The organism is Streptomyces naganishii JCM 4654 (assembly GCF_014650575.1).
GTDB classification, from domain to species: Bacteria; Actinomycetota; Actinomycetes; order Streptomycetales; family Streptomycetaceae; genus Streptomyces; species Streptomyces naganishii.
This window is the reverse complement of sequence record NZ_BMVF01000006.1, coordinates 121,444-142,569: the sequence shown is the minus strand read 5'-3', so window position 1 is coordinate 142,569 and position 21,126 is coordinate 121,444. Positions and strand designations below refer to the sequence as shown.

Here is a 21,126-nt window from a genome sequence, read left to right as displayed (position 1 = left end):
GAGCGGGGGAATGCCGAAAAACTTCGTGCGGTCGAGGTTTCCGCGGGAGGGAGCCGGGGGAGGACGGCTTTACACCCCGCGATCACGCTCTGCATGTGCCGCAGCACCATGCGGTACACCGCGCTCCGCTTCCGCAGAGCGGCGTGGGTGTCCGGCACCGTCGCCGCCCGGCTGGGGGGCGCTGGGCACCTACTGGAGACGTGATCGTCCCTTCCGAAGGCACACCCCCGTGCCACCGGCCCACGACCCAGGACGAGGGGGCGCAGCATGGACGCATTCACCGCAGGACTTCTGCAGCGCATAAAGGCGACCGAGTCCGACCTGACCCGGGCTCGTGACGAGGGCGACGACTTCCTCGTCGAGGTGGAGCTGGCCGAACTCGACGACCTGCGCCGCCTCGCCGCCGAACACGGTGTGGAGGTCGGCGTGTCCGGCGTCTGACAGCCCGTACGCGAGCAGCTGCACGACAACGGGGCCCCGGCGAATCCAGCGCCGGGGCCTCGTTGCGACTGCTCGGTCGCCTGCGGGTCCGCCCTGCGGCTCCCTCGCGGCCGGCGCGTGGGGTCCAGTGGGGGCTGGTGGGCCCTTGCCGTCGGTTCGGGCCCCTGTTGCGCGCCTCAGTCCGTCCAGGCGCCCAAGTCCCCCAGGAGCTCCTGGAGGGGGCCGAAGACGGCTGGGGTGGCCGCGATCGTCAGGTCGCGGGAGACGGGCTCCCCGGGGCGGCCGCCGGTCAGCGCGCCGGCCTCCCGGGCGATCAGGTCGCCGGCGCCGAAGTCCCAGGGGTTCAGGCCGCGCTCGTAGTAGCCGTCGAGGCGGCCGGCGGCCACGTCGCACAGGTCGATCGCGGCCGAGCCGCCGCGGCGGATGTCCCGCACCAGCGGGATGAGGCGCTGGGCGACCTCGGCCTGGCGGGTGCGGACCTCGGCCACGTACGCGAAGCCGGTCGAGACCAGGGCCTGGTCCAGGGGGGCCGCGGAGCGGCAGGACAGCTTGCGCTCGCCCGCCCAGGCGCCGGTGGCCCAGGCGCCCCGGCCGCGGACCGCGTGGAAGGTCTCGCCGCGCATGGGGGCGGTCACCACCCCCACGACGGTCTCGCCGTCCTGCTCGGCGGCGATGGAGACCGCCCAGGTGGGCAGCCCGTAGAGGTAGTTCACCGTGCCGTCTAGGGGATCGATCACCCAGCGGACGCCGCTGGTGCCCTCGGTGGCGGCGCCCTCCTCGCCGAGGAAGCCGTCGTCGGGGCGGCGGTCGGCGATCAGGCCGGTGATCAGCTTCTCGGCGGCGAGGTCCATCTCGGTGACGACGTCCACCGGGCTCGACTTGGTCGCGGCGACCGCCAGGTCGGCGGGGCGGCCGTCCCGGAGCAGGTCTCCCGCGCGGGCCGCGGCCTGCAGGGCGAGCTGGAGCAGTTCGGCGTGCAGGGCGTCGGTCACGGCGCTCCTCACGCGTAGGGGCTGTCGGCGCCCGCGGCGGCGGGGCGGGGGGCGCGGGCCGGGCAGCAGCCCACCGGGCAGACGTCGTGGCTCGCGCCGAGGGTGCCGAGCGCGCACCGCGTGACCCGGGCGCCGCGCTCGGTCGCCGCGCGTTCCAGGATCAGTTCGCGGACGGCCGCAGCGAAGCGCGGGTCGGCGCCGACCGTCGCCGAGCGGCGGACCGGCAGGCCCAGCTCCGCGGCCTTGGCCGTGGCCTCGGTGTCGAGGTCGTAGAGGACCTCCATGTGGTCGGAGACGAAGCCGATGGGCGCCATGACGACGGCCGGGACCCCGGCCGCGTGCCGCTCCTCGAGGTGGTCGCAGATGTCGGGCTCCAGCCACGGGATGTGCGGGGCGCCGGAACGCGACTGGTAGACGAGCTGCCAGGGGTGGTCGACGCCGGTGCGCTCGCGGACCGCGTCGGCGATCAGCTTCGCCACGTCCAGGTGCTGGCGGACGTACGCCCCGCCGTCGCCGTGTCCCTCGGCGGGGCCGGAGGTGTCGGCGGCCGAGATCGGGATCGAGTGGGTGGTGAAGGCGATGTGGGCGCCGTCGCGGACGTCGTCGGGGAGGCCGGCCAGGGACTCCAGCACGCCGTCGATCATGGGCTCGACGAAGCCCGGGTGGTTGAAGTAGTGCCGCAGCCTGTCGATCCTCGGCAGCTCAAGGCCCTCGGCCTCCAGGGCGGCCAGGGCGTCGGCCAGGTTCTCGCGGTACTGGCGGCAGCCGGAGTAGGAGGCGTAGGCGCTGGTGGCCAGGACGAGGATGCGGCGGTGGCCGTCGCGGACCATGTCCCGCAGGGTGTCCGTGAGGTAGGGAGCCCAGTTGCGGTTGCCCCAGTGGACCGGCAGGTCCAGGCCGTGGCCGGCGAAGTCCTTGCGCAGGGCGTCCAGCAGGGCGCGGTTCTGGTCGTTGATGGGACTGACCCCGCCGAACTGGAAGTAGTGCTGCCCGACCTCCTTCAGGCGTTCCTTGGGGATGCCGCGTCCGCGCGTCACGTTCTCCAGGAACGGGACCACGTCGTCGGGCCCCTCGGGGCCGCCGAACGAGAGCAGGAGCAGGGCGTCGTACGGACTGGGATCGAGCGCGTCTGGCATGACTCCGATCCTGCCACCCGGCGCTGACAGCCGGGATTCCGACCCGCACGGGCGGTGTGTGAGGGCCCCCGGACCACGTAAGCTGTATCAGCTCCTTTCGCGCCTTACCGGATCTCCGGAGTCCCTGTGCCCAGCCCCTACCGCGCCCTGTTCGCCGCCCCCGGGTCGAAGGGCTTCTCCGCCGCCGGGTTCCTCGGCCGGATGCCGCTGTCGATGATGGGCATCGGCGTGGTCACGATGATCTCCCAGCTGACCGGGCGGTACGGGCTCGCGGGCGCGCTGTCGGCCACCATCGCGCTGGCCGCCGCGGTCCTCGGGCCGCAGATATCCCGGCTGGTCGACCTGCACGGGCAGCGCCGGGTGCTGCGCCCGGCGACGCTGGCCGCGCTGGCCGCCGCGGCCGGGCTGCTGCTCGCCGCGCACCTGCGGTGGCCGGACTGGGTGCTCTTCGTGAGCGCCGCCGGCATCGGGTCCGTGCCCAGCCTGGGGGCGATGGTCCGGGCCCGCTGGGCGGCCGTGTACCGGGGCACCCCCCACCTGCACACCGCGTACTCCTTCGAGTCGGTGATCGACGAGGTGTGCTTCATCTTCGGGCCGATCATCTCCATCGGGCTGTCCACGGCCTGGTTCCCGGAGGCGGGACCGCTGCTGGCCGGGTGCTTCCTGGCCGCCGGCGTCTTCTGGCTGACCTCGCAGCGGGCCACCGAGCCGGCGCCGCACCCGCGCGAGCACCACGACGGCGGATCGGCGCTCCGCTCGACCGGGCTGCGGGTGCTGGTGGCCACCTTCGTGGCGACCGGGGCGATCTTCGGGGCGGTCGACGTGGTCACGGTGGCCTTCGCCGACGAGCGGGGCCACAAGAGCGCCGCCAGTGTCGTGCTGGCGCTGTACGCCGCCGGATCGTGCTCGGCCGGTGTCCTTTTCGGGCTGCTGCGCCCGGGCGGTGCGCCCGCCCGCCGCTGGCTGCTGGGCATAGGCGCGATGGCCGTGAGTATGATCCCCCTCCTACTGGTCGGAAACTTGCCGTTTCTGGCCGTGGCGCTGTTCGTCGCGGGCCTCTCCGTCGCTCCCACCATGATCACGACGATGGCCCTCGTCGAAGAGCACGTACCACGCGCGCATCTGACCGAGGGGATGACCTGGGTGAGCACCGGGCTCGCGGTCGGGGTGGCGCTCGGCTCGTCGGTGGCCGGCTGGGTGATCGACACGGCCGGCGCGCGGGCGGGGTACGGGGTCCCGGCGGTGTCCGGGGCAGTCGCGGTCGCGGTCGGTTTCCTCGGGTACCGCCGGCTCAGCAGGCCGGCTCCGGTTCGGGGAGGCTCCGTTGAGCAGCACAGCGAGCGCGCAGAACGGCACGTGGCGTAACTGGGGCGGCAACGTCGGTGCGCGTCCCGCGCGGCAGGTCACTCCGGCTTCGGCCGGGGAACTCGCCGAGGCGGTGCGCAAGGCGGCCGAGGAAGGCCTGAAGGTGAAAGCGGTCGGCACCGGCCACTCCTTCACCAGCATCGCCGCCACGGACGGTGTGTTGATCCGCCCTCAACTGTTGACCGGTATCCGCGCCATCGACCGCGATGCCATGACGGTCACCGTGGAGGCCGGCACCCCGCTCAAGAGGCTCAACGCGGCCCTCGCGCGCGAGGGCCTGTCGCTCACCAACATGGGCGACATCATGGAGCAGACCGTGTCGGGCGCCATCAGCACCGGGACGCACGGCACCGGCCGCGAGTCCGCCTCGATCGCCGCCCAGATCAAGGGCCTGGAACTCGTCACGGCGGACGGCTCGGTGCTCACCTGCTCGGAAAAGGAGAACCCGGAGGTCTTCGCGGCCGCCCGCATCGGCCTGGGCGCGCTCGGGATCATCACCGCCATCACCTTCGCCGTGGAGCCGGTCTTCCTGCTCACGGCGCGCGAGGAGCCGATGCCGTTCGACCGGGTGCTCGCCGAGTTCGATCAGCTCTGGGCGGAGAACGAGCACTTCGAGTTCTACTGGTTCCCGCACACCGGCAACACCAACACCAAGCGCAACAACCGCAGCGCCGGCCCCGAGAAGCCGGTGGGCCGGCTGGCCGGATGGTTCGAGGACGAGTTCCTCTCCAACGGGGTCTTCCAGGTGGCCAACTGGGTCGGCCGGGCCGTGCCCGCCACCGTCCCGGCGATAGCACGGATCTCCAGCCGGGCGCTGTCCGCGCGGACGTACACCGACATCCCGTACAAGGTCTTTACCTCCCCGCGCCGGGTGCGCTTCGTGGAGATGGAGTACGCCGTCCCGCGCGCGGCCCTGGCCGACACGCTGCGCGAACTCAAGGCGATGGTGGACCGCTCCGGGCTCCGCGTGAGCTTCCCGGTCGAGGTGCGCACCGCGCCGGCTGACGACATCACGCTGTCCACCGCCTCCGGCCGGGACAGCGCCTACGTCGCCGTCCACATGTTCCGGGGCACCCCCTACCAGCGGTACTTCACCTCGGCCGAGAGCATCTTCACGGCGCACGAGGGCCGCCCGCACTGGGGCAAGATCCACACGCGGGACGCCGAGTACCTCGCGGGGGTGTACCCGCGCTTCACCGAGTTCACGGCGCTGCGGGACCGGCTGGATCCCCAGCGGCTGTTCCAGAACGACTACTTGCGGCGGGTGCTGGGGGCGTAGCGGAGGCGCCCGGCTCCGGGGACCGCGCGCCGGAGCCTCCCGGCGCCGGGCTCCCGGCGGATCCGCTGGAACCGGTGCCGCCGGTGCCGGCGCCAGTGGTCCCCGTTCCGGCAGTTCCCGTTCCGGGGGTCCCGCCGGCTCCGGTCGTCGGCGCCCGGCTCACCGGCGTACCGCCGCCCGAACCCGCACCGCCCGCCGCGCCCGCCGCGGAACCACCCGGTCCCTCGGTGCCCGGTCCCGGGCCGCTCGTCCGCGAGCCGCCGCCGGTGCCGGACGGAAGGGACGGCGCGGGAGCGGGCGAGCGGTCGCCGGACGAGGACGGCGACGCGCGGTGGCCCGTCATGGCCGCGCCGACCGTCGTGCCGTGTCCGCCCCCGAATCGGCTGCCCGCCGCCACCTCGTACGTGGTGATCCCGGCCATGGTGACGCCGAAGACCAGCGCGGCCGCGAGCACGGAGCGCCGCCACCCCCTGACCCGGGCCCGGTGGACGGTGCCCGGCGTGAACTCGCCCGGGGACAAGGCGGAAGCGGGTGCCCGCGGGGCGGACGCGGTCGCCGGCACCGGTCCCCCGATGGTGGCCGCGCCCCGCAACTGCTCGCCCGTGCGCCGGAAGAGGTGCTGGAGGACCGGGCCCCCGCACGCGGCGACGGCACTGACGACGCCGGCGCCGAGGATCGTGCCGTAGACACCGAAGTACGACGCGAGTTTCGCGGCGACCACCGCGGCCACGGCGCTGCCCGCGACCTGAGGCACGCTCAGGTCGATCCGCCTGCCACCTGCCTCCTTGCCGCCGCCCACCTCCTCGCCTCCGTTCGGCACACCACCGCTGTCGGGCCTTTCACGCATTCCCGGACCTTGCCTGCCTCTCCCGTACATGGCCGGTCCTTCGGGACGTGACCGGCCGTCTGCACGAGAAAGGGACGTACGGACGAAACGGTTAGTTCCGATTCCGGTGATTACGTGAAGTACGCCACGGGCATGATCGAGAAATCCGGCCAGTGGCGGCCAAGTCCCGCTCCTTGCCAGAAGTTGGGCGGCGTGCCAATCCACGCACGTGGCCCAAATGGAGTACTGTTGCGAGCCCTGGGTCCGGTCTCCCGCCAGGGTGTCCGGGGCCTAGCTGGACCGCCGGGAGGGGGCTGGTTGCACAGGGTGACAAAGTTGGTCACTTAGCGTTGTGAACAGGTAACCGTGCCATAACGGCGATCCAGGGCCCGCGCCCGACACGCCGGGCAACTCGGCAAGGTTGTGGCAGGCTGCACCCGGGCAGGCCACACTCGACTAGCGGAAGCAGCGACGCACGTGACGTCGGCAGGCACCACCCGGGAGGTCCCCATGCCCGAACTGCGTGTCGTGGCCGTCTCCAATGACGGCACACGGCTGGTGCTGAAGGCTGCGGACAGCACGGAGTACACGCTTCCGATCGACGAACGGCTCCGCGCCGCCGTGCGCGGCGACCGTCCCCGCCTCGGCCAGATCGAGATCGAGGTGGAGAGCCATCTCCGCCCCCGCGACATCCAGGCGCGTATACGAGCCGGCGCGACCGCGGAAGAGGTCGCCCAGCTCGCCGGCATTCCCGTGGACCGCGTACGGCGGTTCGAGGGCCCCGTGCTCGCCGAGCGCGCCTTCATGGCCGAGCGGGCCCGCAAGACCCCGGTCCGCCGACCCGGCGAGAACTCCGGCCCGCTGCTCGGCGAGGCCGTCCAGGAGCGTCTGCTGCTGCGCGGCGCCGAGAAGGACACCGTCCAGTGGGACTCCTGGCGCCGTGACGACGGCACCTGGGAGGTGCTGCTGGTCTACCGGGTCGCGGGTGAACCGCACTCGGCGAGCTGGACGTACGACCCGCCGCGGCGCCTGGTGCAGGCCGTCGACGACGAGGCGCGCGCGCTGATCGGCGAGTCCGACGACCTCGGCACGCCGGAGCCCAGCTTCCCGTTCGTGCCCCGCATCGCGCGGCTGCCCCGCGAGCGCTCCTACGACCGGGACCGCGACCGCGAGCGGCCGGCGCTGCCCGCGCAGGCCTCAGAGCCCGCCGAGGAGAGCACCGGCGAACGCGACTCGCTGACCAGCCTGTTGGAGGCGGTGCCGAGCTTCCGGGGCGACCTGGTGGTGCCCGAGCGTGCGCCGGAGCCCCTGGACGAGCCGGACCAGGAACCGGCGGTGGAGGAACCCCCGGCGCCCGCGGCGTCCGCCGGATCCGCCTACGCCGACGTGCTCATGCCGCGCTCGGTCGGCAGCCACCGGGACCGGCTCATCGGCGCCACCGACCGCCAGGCCGAGGCCGACGGCGTCCGGCCCGGCCGCCGGGCCGCCGTCCCGAGCTGGGACGAGATCGTGTTCGGGACGCGCCGGAAGAAGCAGGAGTAGCCGGGCGGGCCGCGACGCCCACCCGTGACGGCTGCCGGGAGCCGGCGGCCCGTGACCACGCCCCGAGAGGCGTGCGGTCCCGGGCCGCCGGCTCCTCCCTCGTCCGCCGGAAAGGACCCCGGACGGCTACTGCGGGTCCGGCCCCACGGCCACCGGCCGCGACGGGTCCGCCGACCACTGCGACCACGAACCGGCGTACAGGGCCGCGGGGATGCCCGCGACGGCCAGCGCCAGGATCTCGTGCGCCGCCGACACGCCCGAGCCGCAGTACACGCCGACCTCGGTGTCCCCGTCCGCGCCCAGCGCCTCGAACCGTGCCCTGAGTTCCGCCGCGGGCCGAAGGCGCCCGTCCGGGCCGACGTTGTCGTTCGTGGGCGCGGACACCGCACCCGGGATGTGGCCGCCGACCGGGTCGATCGGCTCCACCTCACCGCGGTACCGCTCCCCCGCGCGGGCGTCCAGCAGCAGGCCGGAACGCGCCAACTCACCGGCTGCCTCCGCATCGAGAAGCGCCACGGCGCCGGGCTCCGGCGTGAAGTCGCCCTCGGCCGGCTCGGGCGTCCCGGTCTCCAGCGGCCCCTCCCACACGGCCAGGCCCCCGTCCAGGACCCGTACGTCGGGATGCCCCGTCCAGCGCAGCAGCCACCACGCGCGGGACGCCGCCCAGCCCTGACCGCCGTCGTACACGACCACCGGCCGGTCCGCGGACACGCCCGCGCGGCGCATCGCGGCGCCGAACTCCCCGACGTCCGGCAGCGGGTGACGGCCCTCCTTCCCCGGCGCGGAGGCGAGTTCGCGGTCCAGGTCGACGTAGACGGCGCCGGGGATGTGTCCGGACTCGTGGGCGGCGCGTCCGTCGAAGGGCGGCTCGCCGCCCGCCTTCGCCACGCTGAGCTGCCAGCGGACGTCGAGCAGCACCGGCGGGCGCGGTCCCCCCAGGGCGTCGGCGAGTTCGGATGCGGAGATGATGGCGTTCATGGTCACCATCCTCGCGCACGGGGTGGCCGCGGCGTCCAGGTCGGGCTAATCTGCTCGGCCGGACAGGTCCGGTCACGAGGCGTACGGGATCGGGCACGTGCTGTACAGCCGATCGACATCCGTCGGCAAGCGCATGGAAACGGGCAGGAAACCGCAGACCGGGCACCCTCCGGACAGACACCGCCCGGGGGACGCACCCGGAGCGCGCCCCACCACGGGTGGTGCGAGCATCGGCTCGGGGGCCCGGAGAGCGCAGTCTAGGCGGCCGCCGCAGGGGGCCGAGAAGAGAGTGACGATGACCGAGGCACCGGAGCCGGCCGGCCCGAACGGCCGGGCACACACTCGGTACACGCCCGGCACACCATGCTGGGTGAGCCTGATGGTCCACGACATGGCCGCCACCCAAGCCTTCTACGAGGAGCTCTTCGGCTGGGAGTTCCAGCCGGGCCCCGCCCGGCTCGGCCCGTACGTGCGGGCGCTGCTGGACGGTCAGGAGGTGGCGGGCATCGGCCGGCTGCCCCCGGACCGGCACCTGCCCGTCGCCTGGACACCGTATTTCGCCTCCGACGACGCCGATCTGACGGCCGAAACGGTACGGCTGTGCGGGGGCACCGTCGGGGTGGGCCCGCTGGAGGCCGGCGACGCCGGGCGCCTGGCGATCGGCTCGGACCCCTCGGGCGCCGTCTTCGGCGTCTGGCAGGCCGCGGCCCACCGGGGCACGGGGATCACGGGCGCGCCGGGCACACCCGCGTGGAACGAGCTGCTGACCTTCGAGACCGCGACCGTCGCCAAGTTCTACGAGACGGTCTTCGGCTACGAGGAGAAGCGCACCGCTTCCTCCGGCGCCTTCGGTGCCGACGAGGTGGCCCTGTGCCTGGACGGGCGTCCGGTCGCCGGTGTGCGCGGCGCGGACCACGCGCTGCTCCGGGACCGGGGGCCGCACTGGCTGACGTACTTCGAGGTCGCCGACACCGAGGAGGCGGCCGAGCGGGTCACCGGACTCGGGGGCCAGGTGCTGACCCCGGCCCACGACGGCGCGCACGGCCGGACGGCCACGGTGACGGACCCCGAGGGTGCCCGTTTTGCCCTGATCCAGGGCTCGTGTTGACTCAGGGGTTCGCTCAGGAGGGTGACACCGGGAGGACGTCCGGTGACAGGGCGGCGGCGCGGGCCGAGGCGGCCGTCATACGGCGGCGGTGGTGCCGGCGGCACAGCACCTCGTAGCCGATCTCGTCCGCGGACCGGGTGACGTCGCCGACGACCACCTGGGCACCCTCGACCACCATGACCCCGCCCACCGTGCGGGCGTTGTGGGTGGCACGTGCGCCGCACCAGCACAGGGCCTCGACCTGGAGGACCTCGACGCGGTCGGCCAGTTCGACCAGGCGCTGGGAGCCGGGGAACAGCTTGGAGCGGAAGTCGGTCGTGATGCCGAACGCGAAGACGTCGATCTCCAGATCGTCGACCACGCGCGCGAGTTGGTCGATCTGCTCCGGCGCGAGGAACTGCGCCTCGTCCGCGATGACGTAGTCGGCCCGGCCGCCCTGGGACAGGTGGTCCACCAGATGGGCGTACAGGTCCGCTCCGTCCTCGACCTCCACCGCGTCGGTGACCAGGCCGAGGCGCGAGGACAGCTTGCCCTCCCCCGCCCGGTCGTCACGGGTGAAGATCATGCCCGCCAGGCCACGCGCCGAACGGTTGTGCTCGATCTGCAGCGCCAGCGTCGACTTCCCGCAGTCCATCGTTCCGGAGAAGAACACCAGCTCGGGCATGGGAAGTCGGGAACCTTTCGGCAGGCTGCGGAGGAGGAGGGCGGGTCGCGGACGGTGGCGTCAGGAGCGTACTTCGAGCAGGGGGACGAGCTGCTCGGCAGGCGTCATCGAACCGTGGTTGCCGGCCATCGCCGACTCCTTCGGCTCCCGCTCCGAGGCGATGAGCAGGACGTCGTCCCGCGCGGCCGCGACGACGTCGCCGATGCGCGCGTACACCCGGGGATCGATCCGCGGCCCGAACCAGCCCGCCGCGACCGCCTCCTCGCGGGAGGCCACCCAGAACTGCTCCCCCAGCACCTCGCGCCAGCAGGTCAGCACGTCGTCCTCGGCGCCCGGCACCGCGTACACGTGCCGGGCCCGCCCCTCGCCGCCGAGCAGGGCCACCCCGGCGCGCAGCTCCCAGTCCTCGTCGAAGTCGATGCGGTGCGGCTCGTCGAAGGGGATGTCGACCATGCCGTGGTCGGCGGTGACGTAGAGCGCGCTGCGCGGCGGGAGCTGCTCGGCCAGGCGCTGCGCCAGCCGGTCGACGCACATCAGCTGTCCGCGCCAGGTGTCGGAGTCGACGCCGTAGCGGTGGCCGGCGCCGTCGAGCTCGGCGTAGTACGTGTAGACCAGGGCGCGGTCGGCGGCGGCGAGCTGCTCGGCCGCGAGGTCCATGCGGTCCTCGCCGGTGAGCCGCCCCAGGAACGTTCCGCCACTGAGGGCGACCCTGGTCAGCGGGGTGTTCTCGAAGGTCGGGGAGGAGACCTGCGCGGAGTGCACCCCGGCGCGGTGGGCGAGCTCGAAGACCGTGGGGTACGGCTGCCAGGCGCGCGGATCGGAGTACGGCTGCCAGCGCAGCTGGTTCATCAGCTCGCCGGTGGCGGGATTGCGCACGGTGTAGCCGGGCAGGCCGTGCGCGCCGGGCGGCAGACCGGTGCCGACGGAGGCCAGGGAGGTGGCGGTGGTGGCCGGGTAACCGGCGGTGATCGGCCGGCCGGTGCCGCCGCGCGAGCCGGCCAGCAGGGAGGCCAGGAAAGGGGCTTCCTCGGGGTGCGCCCGCAGCTGCTCCCAGCCGAGGCCGTCGATCAGGAAGACGCAGGCGCGGTCGACGGGGGTCAGCTCCGTGATCGCCGCGGTCATGTCCGGCACGCCCATGCCGGCGGCCAGGGTGGGCAGGAGGTCGGCGAGCGAGCCCGACCCGTACTGCGGTACGGGCGCGGACTCGACGGCGAGGGGTTCGGGGTGGTCCCAGGCGGTGGACTGTGACATCAGCTGGTCAGGTCCGCGGTGGCCTCGGAGACGGCCTGGGCGAAGGCGAGCGCCTGGCGCACGGTCTCGGGTCCGTCCCCGGCCTCGCTGACCCGCAGGCTGAGGTCGTCGGCCGTGGAGTTGCCGGTGTAGCCGTGGTCGGCCTCGCAGTTGGGGTCGCCGCAGGCGGCGGGCTCCAGGTCGATGCGGGAGACGGCGCCCCAGCCGATGGTCAGCACGACCTCGCGGGGCAGGGTGCCCGGCGTGTACTGCTCCGGGTTGGCGACCACGCGGCTGACCACGACCGACGAGACGCGGCCGAGCTTGACCGACTCGGTCGAGGTCGTGGCGTACGGCGTCGGGGAGGTGCTGTCGGCGGCCTGCTCGTCGGTGTGGCTGACGATGAAGCGGTTGCCGGTGAGGACGAGCACGGTCACGTGCCGCCGCACCTCGTTCTGGTCGAACGTGGTCTCCTGGTGGACCAGGTACGACCGGATGGGCTCGCCGCCCACGGCGGCCTCCACCGCCTCGGCCACGAGAGCCGGGTAGTAACCGCTGCGTTCGATCGCCGCCCGCAGCCCCTGGGTCGTCGTACTGGTCTTGGCCATGCCGTCCATCCTACGGGGGCCCACTGACTGCGAGGCACCGCCGAGGACCGGGGAAACCGGAGCGGTGCCGGGCGGGGGCGCGCGCCGTTCGGCGGCCCTCAGTACAGCGGGAGGGTTCGGGGGCCCAGGTCGTCGCGGGCCGGTGCGGGGGCGAGGCGTACCGCGGCACCGAGGACGCTCACCCCGCGCGGGGCGACGACGACCGGCTCCAGGGTGACCGCCACCACCTCCGGGTGGTCGTGGACCAGCCGGGACACCCGCAGCAGCAGCTCCTCCAGCGCCGGAGTGTCGACCGGCGCCGAGCCGCGCCAGCCGAACAGCAGGGGCGCGGTCCGGATGGAGCGGATCATCGAGGTGGCCTCCCGGTCGGTGACCGGGACCAGCCGGTGCGCCATGTCGTCCAGGAGCTGCGAGGCGGCCCCGGCCAGGCCGAAGGAGAGCACCGCGCCGGCCGCCGGGTCGATGACCGCGCGTACGAGCGTGTCGACACCCCGGGGCGCCATGGGCTGCACCACCGGCCGCAGCTCCTCGGGCTTCCCGAACAGCTCGGTCAACTCGGCGTAGGCGCGGCGCAGTTGCTCCTCGTCGGCCAGGTCCAGACGGACGCCGCCCAGGTCGGCGCGGTGGCGCAGGTGGGGGGCCGTGGCCTTGAGGGCGACGGGGTAGCCGAGGGCGCGGGCGGCTTCGGCGGCGGCGTCGGGGGTGGGGGCGGGCAAGGCGCGGCGGACGTGGATGCCGTAGCGGCCGAGGAGTTCGCAGGTCTCCTCGGTGCCGAGGGTGAGGCCCTGGCCGCGCGCGAGCAGCCCGTTGATCAGCGCGGCGGCGCCCTTCTCGTCGATGTCGTCGTACTCGGGCACCTTGCCGGGGTCGCCGGCCTCGCGCCGCCACTGGCCGTACCGTACGGCCTCGGCCAGCGCCCGGACGGCCCGCTCGGCCGCCGGGTAGGCGGGGATCAGCCGGGAGCAGGCGCCGGCGGTTCCGGCGGGCGCCGAGGTGGGCGCGGGGGCGGCCTGGCGCGGCGCGGGGGCGGTCTGGCCCGGCGCGGGCGGCGCGGGCGGCGCGGGGGCGGTCTGGCCCGGCGCGGGCGGCGCGGGCGGCGCGGGGGCGGTCTGGCCCGGCGCGGGCGGCGCGGGGGCGGTCTGGCCCGGCGCGGGCGGGCGCGGGGTCGTGGACGGCGGCGCCGGGACGGGCTGCCCGGAGGCGGGCGCCGAGCCGGGGGCCGGGGCGGGGGCCGGGGCGGCCGGCGGGGCTGAGGGCTGCGCGGACGTGAACGCCGGGGCCGCAGGGGCCGGCGGGGTTGCGGGCTGCCCGGAGGCGGACGCCGAGCCGGGGCCCGCAGGGGCCGGGGTGGCCTCCCCCTGGGCGGCCGCCCCCGCCTGCGGCCCCGTGCTCGCGGCGGCGGACAGGGCCTCCGCCAGGCCGCCGAGCTCGACGTGGACGACCAGGACCGGCTTCGTGGGCACCGCGGCCGCGGCCGACCGCAGGGCCTCGGCCAGCGCCGCGTCCTGCGCGGCGCCCTCCCCGACGGCGGGGATGGCGGTGACGACCACCGCGTCGGCGGTGTCGTCGGCGAGCGCGCGCGAGAGCGCGGCCCGGAAGTCCTCGGCCGACGCCGCCGTGGTCAGGTCCCGGGGCGGCTGCGGCCGCAGGCCCTCGGCCAGGCAGCGGTCGTACGTCAGCACGCCCAGCGACTCGGAGTTGCCGAGGATCGCCACGCGCGGGCCGGGCGGGAGCGGCTGCCGGGCGAGCAGCAGCCCGGTGTCCACGAGTTCCGTGATGGTGTCGACGCGGATCACTCCGGCCTGGCGCAGCAGCGCGGACACGGTCGCGTGGGGCAGCCGCGTGGCCCGTACGGTGTGGCCCTGGGGGGCGGAACCGGAGCCCTGGACCACGACCAGCGGCTTGGCCGCCGCGGTGCGCCGTGCGAGCCGGGTGAACTTGCGGGGGTTGCCGATGGACTCCAGGTACATGAGGGCGACGTCGGTGTCCGGGTCGTCGTACCAGTACTGCAGGACGTCGTTGCCGGAGACGTCGGCGCGGTTGCCGGAGGAGACGAAGGTCGACACGCCGGTCACGCCGGTGACTCCGCCGCCGCGCCGGTGCAGCCGGGACAGCAGCGCGATGCCGATGGCGCCGGACTGCGCGAACATCCCGATGCGGCCGGGGCGGGGCATCTCGGGGGCGAGGGAGGCGTTCAGCCGGACCTCGGGCGAGGTGTTGACGATGCCGAAGGCGTTGGGTCCGACCAGGCGCATGCCGTACGTGCGCGCGTGCCGCACGAGGGCGCGCTGGCGCTCGCGTCCCTCGGGGCCGCTCTCCGCGTACCCGGCGGAGATCACGACGAGGCCCTGCACGCCGTGCTCGCCGCACTCGGCGACCACCTCGGGGACGTGCTCGGCGGGCACGGCGACGACCGCGAGGTCGACGGGGCCGTCGATGTCGCGCACCGAGCGGTACGCGGGCACCCCGTCGACGTCCTTCCGGTCCTCGCCGAACGCGCGGTTGACGGCGTGCAGCCGGCCGGTGAAGCCGGCGTCGCGGATGTTGTCGAGGACGCTGCGGCCCACGCCCCCGCGCGTGCGGCCCACTCCAACGACGGCGACGGAGCCCGGGGCGAGGAGCCGGCGCACCGAGCGCGCCTCGGCCCGCTGCTCGCGGGCGCGCTGCACGGCCAGCGAGCGGTCGGTCGGCTCGATGCCGAACTCCAGGTGCACGACGCCGTCCTCGAAGCTGCGCTTCTGGGTGTAGCCGGCGTCCGTGAACACTTTGATCATCTTGGTGTTGGCGGGCAGCACCTCGGCGGTGAAGCGGCGGATGCCGCGCTCGCGGGCGACGGCCGCGATGTGCTCCAGAAGGGCGGAGGCGACCCCGCGGCCCTGGTGGGCGTCCTGGACGAGGAAGGCGACCTCGGCCTCGTCGGAGGGTCCGGATGCCGGCATGCCGTCGGCGCCGACGCGGTCGTAGCGTACGGTGGCGATGAACTCGCCGCCGACCGTGGCCGCGAGTCCCACCCGGTCCACGAAGTCGTGGTGCGTGAAGCGGTGGACGTCCTTCGCCGACAGACGCGGATAGGGCGCGAAGAAGCGGTAGTACTTGGACTCGTCCGACACCTGCTCGTAGAAGCTGACCAGCCGGTCGGCGTCCTCGGCGGTGATGGGCCGGATCCGGGCGGTGCCGCCGTCGCGCAGCACCACGTCGGCCTCCCAGTGGGCGGGGTACTCGTGCTGGTCCGGCGAGCTCTGCATGGCCCCAGCGTACGGCCGGCCCATGACAACGTCCGGCTAGCGTCCGGCTACGGCGCGAGGCAGTCTGTGGGGACACACACCGGACCGAGGCCGCGGTCCGGCGCCGCCCAGGGGCGGGTTCCCGCTCCCGGCGTGCTCCACGTGTGGGAAACTGGTCTAGACAACCCTGATACTCCGAAGGGCAGCATCACATGGCTGAGCGCCGCGTCAACGTCGGCTGGGCCGAGGGCCTTCACGCCCGCCCCGCTTCCATCTTCGTCCGGGCCGCCACGGCCGCAGGTGTCCCCGTGACGATCGCCAAGGCCGACGGCGCCCCCGTCAACGCGGCCTCCATGCTGGCCGTCCTCGGGCTCGGCGCCCAGGGCGGCGAGGAGGTCGTCCTGGCCTCCGACGCCGAGGGCGCCGACGCGGCCCTGGACCGGCTGGCCAAGCTGGTCTCGGAGGGCCTGGAGGAGCTGCCCGAGACGGTCTGATCCGTCCGTCCGCAGCGTGGACCGGACAGTGAACCGCGTCGCCCACCGAGGGCGGCGCGGTTTCGCTTTTCGGCCGCACGGCTGCCGCACCGCGCGGGGAATTACTGGAATTACGGTACGGAAAAGGGCGTGCGCGAATTCCCGGGACGCCCCGCCGAATATCTTCTCTTGTATACGGCGGCCGTGTTAAAGCCGGAGACCCGACATGTTGACGTCAGGTTGCGAAGTCCTCACACGGTCCGCGCGGGCCGTCGCCGCACCGGCGGCGCGCAGCCGGTGCGCGCCCGTCGCGCGCTCGGCGTGCAGGGCGGTCAGCGCCCGCGCGCGCTCGCCGTCCCCGCGCGCCACGGCGTCCACGATGGCGCCGTGCTCGGTCCAGGACTCCACCGGGTCGGCCGGCCCCTCCACCGTGAACATCCAGGCGATCTTGTACCGCAGCTGGGTCAGCATCGAGGTCAGCGCCGGGCTGCCGCAGGCCTGGGCGAGCGTCTCGTGGAACCAGCCGCCCAGGGCGCGCAGTTCCTCGCCGCCCCCCTGCCTGGCCCGCTCCTGGCCCAGTCTGACCAGCCCGCGCAGCACCTTCAGATGGGCCTCCGTGCGCCGCTGGGCCGCGCGGGCGGCGCCCAGCGGCTCCAGGAGCGTCCGCACGTCCAGCAGATCGGCCGCCTCCTGCTCGGTGGGCTCCGCGACGCACGCGCCCGCGTGCCTGCGGGTCACCACGAACCCTTCGGCCTCCAGCGTGCGCAGCGCCTCGCGCACGGGCACGCGCGAGACGCCGTAGCGGCGGGCGAGGACTTCCTCGGTGAGCCGGCTGCCGCGCACGTGGACGCCGGCGACGATGTCGTCCCGGATCGCGGTGCACACCGAGTGCGCCGGAATGCGCATGACCGACCTCCGCCTCAATTCCCGTGAAACGCGGCCGATTGGCGCGTGTTCGACCGACTCTATTGCAGCGTCCGGCCCTTTCCGGCGAGGAGCCGGAATCCATGGATATTTTTTGGACAGCGGCCGGCAAAACGGCGACGGCCCCCGGGCTCGGTGAGCCGGGGGCCGTCGCCGCGGTGGGCGCGCGTGCGTCGGTCAGACGTTCACGCCGTGCCGGCGGAGGTAGGCCACGGGGTCGATGTCGGAGCCGTAGTCCGGGCCGGTGCGTGCCTCGAAGTGGAGGTGGGGCCCGGTGGCGTTGCCGGTCGCGCCGGACAGGCCTATCTGCTGCCCGGGGGTGACCTTCTGGCCCACCGAGACGCCGATGGACGACAGGTGGCCGTACTGGGTGTACATGCCGTCGGCCATCCTGATCACGATCTGGTTGCCGTACGCCCCGCCCCAGCCGGTCTCGACGACCGTACCGGTGCCGACGGCGTGCACGGCGGTGCCGCTCGCGGCGTGGAAGTCGATGCCGGTGTGGGAGCCGGAGGACCACAGGGAGCCACCGGTCTTGTAGCCGGTGGAGACGTAGGAGCCGAAGACCGGCGGCACGAAGGTGTTGAGGCGCTTGCGCTCGGCCTCGCGGGCGGCGCGCGCCTTGGCCTCGCGCTCCTGCTTCGCCTGCTCGGCGGCCTTCCTGCGCGCGGCCTCCTCGGCCTGCTTCTGCGCGGCGGCCTTGTGCTGGGCTAGGGCCTGGGCGTCCACCCTCTGGGCGACGGTGTCGCCGAGGGTGATGACCGGGGTGAGGCCGGTGTCCTCGGGGGCGGGTGCCTCGGCCGCGAGGGCCGGTGCGGCGGCGAGGGTGCCGATGACGCCCGTGGTGGTGAGGGCCGCGACGCCGGCCGCGCGGGCGGTGGTGCGGTGCACCCGGCTGGGACGGCGGTGCTTCCCGGTGGCGCGCGTGAACGCCATGTGGTGGCTGGTCCTTTCCTTCCCTCTCGCCTACCGGGTTAGCTGACGGGTTCGGAGCAGGAAGGTCTCCTACGGGCCCCCTCGCGGCTCGCGCGGGCGCCCGATTCACCCCAGGGACTTCGATGGGTCCCCGGCTCCCCTGGCTCGCGCCGTACGGGGACTCGGCGATGACTGTCCGGTGCCGCGGGTGCGGCGCACTGCCTGACGGACAGCCGTCCCGACGCTAGACGGGGGCGCTTTCGATCCTCAAACGGATCAGAGGTTTTGTAGCGCAGGCCACAGGGCAGACGGGCAGCCTCTCCCGCAATTCGGACATGAGCGGGCCCTGGTGACGCTCCGGTCACCAGGGCCCCACGCGCGCGTGCCCGCAGCGCGCCGCCGTCGCGCTCCCGCGCGGGTGCGCGACGGCGTCCTCTACTCGGCCGGGACGACGGTGACTTGACCGATGCCGAGCGCCGCGACGGGTTCCTTGATCCGGGCCGCGTCGCCGACGAGCACCGTCACCAGGCGGTCCACCGGGAAGGCGTTGACGACGGCCGCGGTGGCCTCGACCGTGCCGGTGGCGGCGAGCTGCTGATAGAGCGTCGCCTGGTAGCCGTCGGGCAGGTGTTGCTCGACCTGGTCGGCCAGGGTGCCCGCCACGGCGGCCGCCGTCTCGTACTTCAGCGGCGCCACGCCGACGAGGTTCTGCACGGCGATGTCCCGCTCGGCGTCGGTGAGTCCCTCGGCGGCGAGCCTGCGCAGCACGGTGAACAGGTCGTCCAGGGCCGGGCCGGTGTTCGGGGTGTCGACGGAGCCGCTGATCGCGAGCATCGCGGCGCCCGAGCCGTCCGGCGCGGAGCGCAGGACCTGGCCGAACGCGCGCACACCGTAGGTGTAGCCCTTCTCCTCGCGCAGGACCCGGTCCAGGCGGGAGGTGAGGGTGCCGCCGAGGCAGTAGGTGCCGAGCACCTGGGCGGGCCACACGCGGTCGTGCCGGTCGGCTCCGATGCGGCCGATGAGCAGCTGCGTCTGCACGGCGCCGGGGCGGTCGACGATCACCACGCGGCCGGTGTCGTCGGCGGTCACCGGCGGCACGGGGCGCGGCTTGGCCGGGGAGCCGGCCCAAGCGCCCAGGCTCTCGCCGAGCAGCTTCTCCAGGTCGACGCCGTCGAGGTCGCCGACGATCACCGCGGTGGCCGTGGCCGGGCGCACGTGCCGGTCGTAGAAGGCGCGTACGGCGGCCGAGTCGATGGCGCGGACGGTCTCCTCGGTGCCCTGGCGCGGGCGCGACATGCGCGCGGTGGCCGGGAACAGCTCCTTGGAGAGCTCCTTCGCGGCGCGCCGCGAGGGGTTGGCCAGCTCGTGCGGGATCTCGTCGAGCCGGTTGCGCACCAGCCGCTCGACCTCGGAGTCGGCGAACGCGGGGGCCCTGAGCGCGTCGGAGAGCAGGCCGAGGGCCTTGGCCAGGCGGGAGGCCGGGACCTCCAGGCTGATCCGTACGCCGGGGTGGTCGGCGTGCGCGTCGAGGGTGGCGCCCGCGCGCTCCAGCTCGGCCGCGAACTCCTCGGCCGAGTGCTTGTCGGTGCCCTCGGAGAACGCCCGCGCCATGATCGTGGCGACGCCGTCGAGGCCGGCCGGCTCGGCGTCCAGGGGCGCGTCCAGGAGCACCTCCACGGCGACGACCTGCTGGCCCGGGCGGTGGCAGCGCAGCACCGTCAGGCCGTTGTCCAGCGTGCCGCGCTCGGGCGCCGGGAACGCCCACGGCCTGGCCTCGCCGGCCTGGGGGCGGGGGTGGAACTCCATCGTGGCGAGCTCGGTCACTTCGCCGCCTCCTCGGTGTCGTCGGTGGCCGCGGCTTCCGCGTCCGGTGCCTGTTCGGTCGCGTCGGCGGCGGTCGGCTCGTAGACGAGCACCGCGCGGTTGTCGGGGCGCAGGCGGGCCTTGGCGACCTCTCTGACCTCCTCGGGCGTGACCTCGAGGACGCGCTTGACGGCGGTCAGCGCGAGCTGCGGGTCGCCGAACAGGACGGCGTAGCGGCACAGTTCGTCGGCGCGGCCGGCGACCGTGCCGAGCCGGTCGAGCCACTCGCGCTCCAACTGGGCCTGGGCGCGCTCCATCTCCTCGGCGGTGGGGCCCTCCTCGGCGAACCGGGCGAGCTCCTCGTCGATGGCGGCCTCGATGACGGGGACCTCGACGTCGCCGGAGGTCTTGACGTCCAGCCAGCCGAGCGAGGGCGCCCCGGCCAGCCGCAGCAGGCCGAAGCCGGCGGCGACCGCCGTGCGGTCGCGGCGCACCAGCCGGTTGTAGAGGCGGGAGGACTCGCCGCCGCCGAGGACGGTGAGCGCGAGGTCGGCCGCGTCGCACGCGCGCGTGCCGTCGTGCGGGAGCCGGTAGGCGGCCATCAGGGCGCGCGCCGGGACCTCCTCCTCGACGACCTCGCGCAGCTGCTCGCCGATCACGTCGGGCAGCGCGCCGTCGCGGGGCGCGGGTTTGCCGTCGTGGGAGGCGATGGAGCCGAAGTACTTCTCGATCCACGCGAGCGTCTGCTGCGGGTCGATGTCGCCGACGACCGACAGGACGGCGTTGTTGGGCGCGTAGTACGTGCGGAAGAACGCGCGCGCGTCCTCCAGGGTGGCCGCGTCCAGGTCGGCCATGGACCCGATCGGCGTGTGGTGGTACGGGTGGCCCTCCGGGTAGGCGAGGGCGGTGAGCCGCTCGAAGGCGGTGCCGTAGGGCACGTTGTCGTACCTCTGCCGGCGTTCGTTCTTGACCACGTCCCGCTGGTTCTCCATGGACTCCTCGTCCAGGGCCGCGAGCAGGGAGCCCATGCGGTCGGCCTCCAGCCAGAGGGCGAGCTCCAGCTGGTGGGCGGGCATGGTCTCGAAGTAGTTGGTGCGCTCGAAGCTGGTGGTGCCGTTGAGCGAGCCGCCCGCGCCCTGCACCAGCTCGAAGTGACCGTTGCCCTTGACCTGGGCGGAGCCCTGGAACATCAGGTGCTCGAAAAGGTGAGCCAGACCGGTGCGTCCCTTGACCTCGTGGCGGGAGCCGACGTCGTACCAGAGGCACACCGCCGCGACCGGGGTCAGGTGGTCCTCGGAGAGCACCACGCGCAGCCCGTTGGCCAGGCGGTGCTCGGTCGCTGTCAGGCCGCCGGAGCCTGCCTCGGCTGTGGCCGTGTGACCCATGGGCATGTACGTCCCTTCGATCGCTTGGCGGTCCGGAAACCGCCGTTTCCCTGCCGGTCCTGCCACTGTATGCAAGCGTGCGGACGCCTGGCGAAGTTCCCGGAGGCCGTACGCCGAGAGCGAGACCCCGGGTGGCGCGCCGGACGCCTGTGGGGCGGGGCCCGTTCCGGCCCGCGCGCCGGCGAGATCCCGGCGGGACGGTCCCTGACCTGGGAGTCACCGGCGTGTCGGGG

18 protein-coding genes and 1 riboswitch are annotated in these 21,126 nt (G+C 74.1%); of the genes, 7 read left to right on the top strand and 11 right to left on the bottom strand.

Going from position 1 to position 21,126, the window contains the following annotated elements; all coding sequences use genetic code 11:
* Positions 1–267: 267 nt before the first annotated feature.
* Complete coding sequence (locus tag IE217_RS12945) at positions 268–441, top strand: hypothetical protein (RefSeq protein ID WP_019981855.1); 174 nt, start codon at positions 268–270, stop codon at positions 439–441.
* A 176-nt stretch (positions 442–617) separates the two neighbouring features.
* Here the strand turns inward: IE217_RS12945 and IE217_RS12940 are convergent, their stop codons facing one another.
* Together IE217_RS12940 and IE217_RS12935 are read right to left on the bottom strand one after the other, a co-directional pair.
* A complete protein-coding gene (locus IE217_RS12940) occupies positions 618–1,433 on the bottom strand; it encodes an inositol monophosphatase family protein (protein ID WP_190177980.1) in 816 nt (271 codons plus the stop codon).
* An 8-nt stretch (positions 1,434–1,441) separates the two neighbouring features.
* Positions 1,442–2,569, bottom strand: a complete 1,128-nt coding sequence (locus tag IE217_RS12935) for a ferrochelatase (protein WP_190177979.1) — start codon at positions 2,567–2,569, stop codon at positions 1,442–1,444.
* 126 nt (positions 2,570–2,695) lie between these two features.
* Here IE217_RS12935 and IE217_RS12930 point away from each other — a divergent pair, with 126 nt between their 5' ends.
* The 4 genes from IE217_RS12930 (at position 2,696) to sepH (ending at position 7,581) form a co-directional block, all read left to right on the top strand.
* Positions 2,696–3,934: an MFS transporter gene (locus tag IE217_RS12930; RefSeq protein ID WP_190177978.1), complete on the top strand. Its 1,239-nt coding sequence runs from the start codon at positions 2,696–2,698 to the stop codon at positions 3,932–3,934.
* On the top strand, positions 3,894–5,213 hold the full coding sequence (locus tag IE217_RS12925; RefSeq protein ID WP_190177977.1) for a D-arabinono-1,4-lactone oxidase: 1,320 nt from the start codon (positions 3,894–3,896) through the stop codon (positions 5,211–5,213). Before IE217_RS12930 ends, IE217_RS12925 begins: the two co-directional genes overlap by 41 nt.
* 227 nt (positions 5,214–5,440) lie before the next feature.
* Positions 5,441–5,899, top strand: a complete 459-nt coding sequence (locus tag IE217_RS35240) for a hypothetical protein (RefSeq protein WP_190177976.1) — start codon at positions 5,441–5,443, stop codon at positions 5,897–5,899.
* A 650-nt stretch (positions 5,900–6,549) separates the two neighbouring features.
* Positions 6,550–7,581, top strand: coding sequence for a septation protein SepH (gene sepH, locus IE217_RS12915; RefSeq protein WP_190177975.1), 1,032 nt, complete (start codon positions 6,550–6,552; stop codon positions 7,579–7,581).
* Positions 7,582–7,707: 126 nt separating this feature from the next.
* Here sepH and IE217_RS12910 read toward each other — a convergent pair whose 3' ends face one another.
* Positions 7,708–8,559: a sulfurtransferase gene (locus IE217_RS12910; RefSeq protein WP_190177974.1), complete on the bottom strand. Its 852-nt coding sequence runs from the start codon at positions 8,557–8,559 to the stop codon at positions 7,708–7,710.
* A gap of 295 nt (positions 8,560–8,854) precedes the next feature.
* Between IE217_RS12910 and IE217_RS12905 the strand changes: the two genes are divergently transcribed.
* Positions 8,855–9,667: a VOC family protein gene (locus IE217_RS12905; RefSeq protein WP_190177973.1), complete on the top strand. Its 813-nt coding sequence runs from the start codon at positions 8,855–8,857 to the stop codon at positions 9,665–9,667.
* 13 nt (positions 9,668–9,680) lie between these two features.
* Here the strand turns inward: IE217_RS12905 and IE217_RS12900 are convergent, their stop codons facing one another.
* From IE217_RS12900 to IE217_RS12885, 4 genes are all read right to left on the bottom strand, one after another.
* Positions 9,681–10,331 (bottom strand): thymidine kinase, encoded by a 651-nt coding sequence (locus IE217_RS12900; protein WP_189705029.1) that lies wholly within the window; start codon positions 10,329–10,331, stop codon positions 9,681–9,683.
* A 60-nt stretch (positions 10,332–10,391) separates the two neighbouring features.
* On the bottom strand, positions 10,392–11,582 hold the full coding sequence (locus tag IE217_RS12895; RefSeq protein ID WP_190177972.1) for an alkaline phosphatase family protein: 1,191 nt from the start codon (positions 11,580–11,582) through the stop codon (positions 10,392–10,394).
* The gene (locus tag IE217_RS12890; protein WP_190177971.1) at positions 11,582–12,178 is read right to left on the bottom strand and encodes a DUF5998 family protein; all 597 of its coding nucleotides are present in this window, start codon (positions 12,176–12,178) and stop codon (positions 11,582–11,584) included. The genes IE217_RS12895 and IE217_RS12890 overlap by 1 nt, the downstream gene beginning before the upstream one ends.
* A gap of 89 nt (positions 12,179–12,267) precedes the next feature.
* A complete protein-coding gene (locus IE217_RS12885; protein WP_190177970.1) occupies positions 12,268–15,414 on the bottom strand; it encodes a bifunctional acetate--CoA ligase family protein/GNAT family N-acetyltransferase in 3,147 nt (1,048 codons plus the stop codon).
* Between the two features lie 191 nt (positions 15,415–15,605).
* On the opposite strand from IE217_RS12885, the gene IE217_RS12880 reads away from it, so the two are divergent.
* Positions 15,606–15,887 carry an HPr family phosphocarrier protein gene (locus IE217_RS12880; protein ID WP_190177969.1) on the top strand — a complete coding sequence of 94 codons (282 nt, stop codon included), beginning with the start codon at positions 15,606–15,608 and terminating at the stop codon, positions 15,885–15,887.
* Between the two features lie 186 nt (positions 15,888–16,073).
* Here the strand turns inward: IE217_RS12880 and IE217_RS12875 are convergent, their stop codons facing one another.
* From IE217_RS12875 to IE217_RS12860, 4 genes are all read right to left on the bottom strand, one after another.
* The gene (locus tag IE217_RS12875) at positions 16,074–16,772 is read right to left on the bottom strand and encodes a GntR family transcriptional regulator (protein ID WP_190177968.1); all 699 of its coding nucleotides are present in this window, start codon (positions 16,770–16,772) and stop codon (positions 16,074–16,076) included.
* A 195-nt stretch (positions 16,773–16,967) separates the two neighbouring features.
* Positions 16,968–17,726, bottom strand: coding sequence for a M23 family metallopeptidase (locus tag IE217_RS12870; protein ID WP_190177967.1), 759 nt, complete (start codon positions 17,724–17,726; stop codon positions 16,968–16,970).
* Between the two features lie 12 nt (positions 17,727–17,738).
* Positions 17,739–17,903, bottom strand: a riboswitch (cyclic di-AMP (ydaO/yuaA leader).
* 237 nt (positions 17,904–18,140) lie between these two features.
* Positions 18,141–19,529 carry a M16 family metallopeptidase gene (locus tag IE217_RS12865; RefSeq protein ID WP_190177966.1) on the bottom strand — a complete coding sequence of 463 codons (1,389 nt, stop codon included), beginning with the start codon at positions 19,527–19,529 and terminating at the stop codon, positions 18,141–18,143.
* Entirely contained in the window at positions 19,526–20,899 is a 1,374-nt protein-coding gene (locus tag IE217_RS12860) for a M16 family metallopeptidase (RefSeq protein WP_190177965.1), read from the bottom strand. The genes IE217_RS12865 and IE217_RS12860 overlap by 4 nt, the downstream gene beginning before the upstream one ends.
* Between the last annotated feature and the right edge of the window lie 227 nt (positions 20,900–21,126).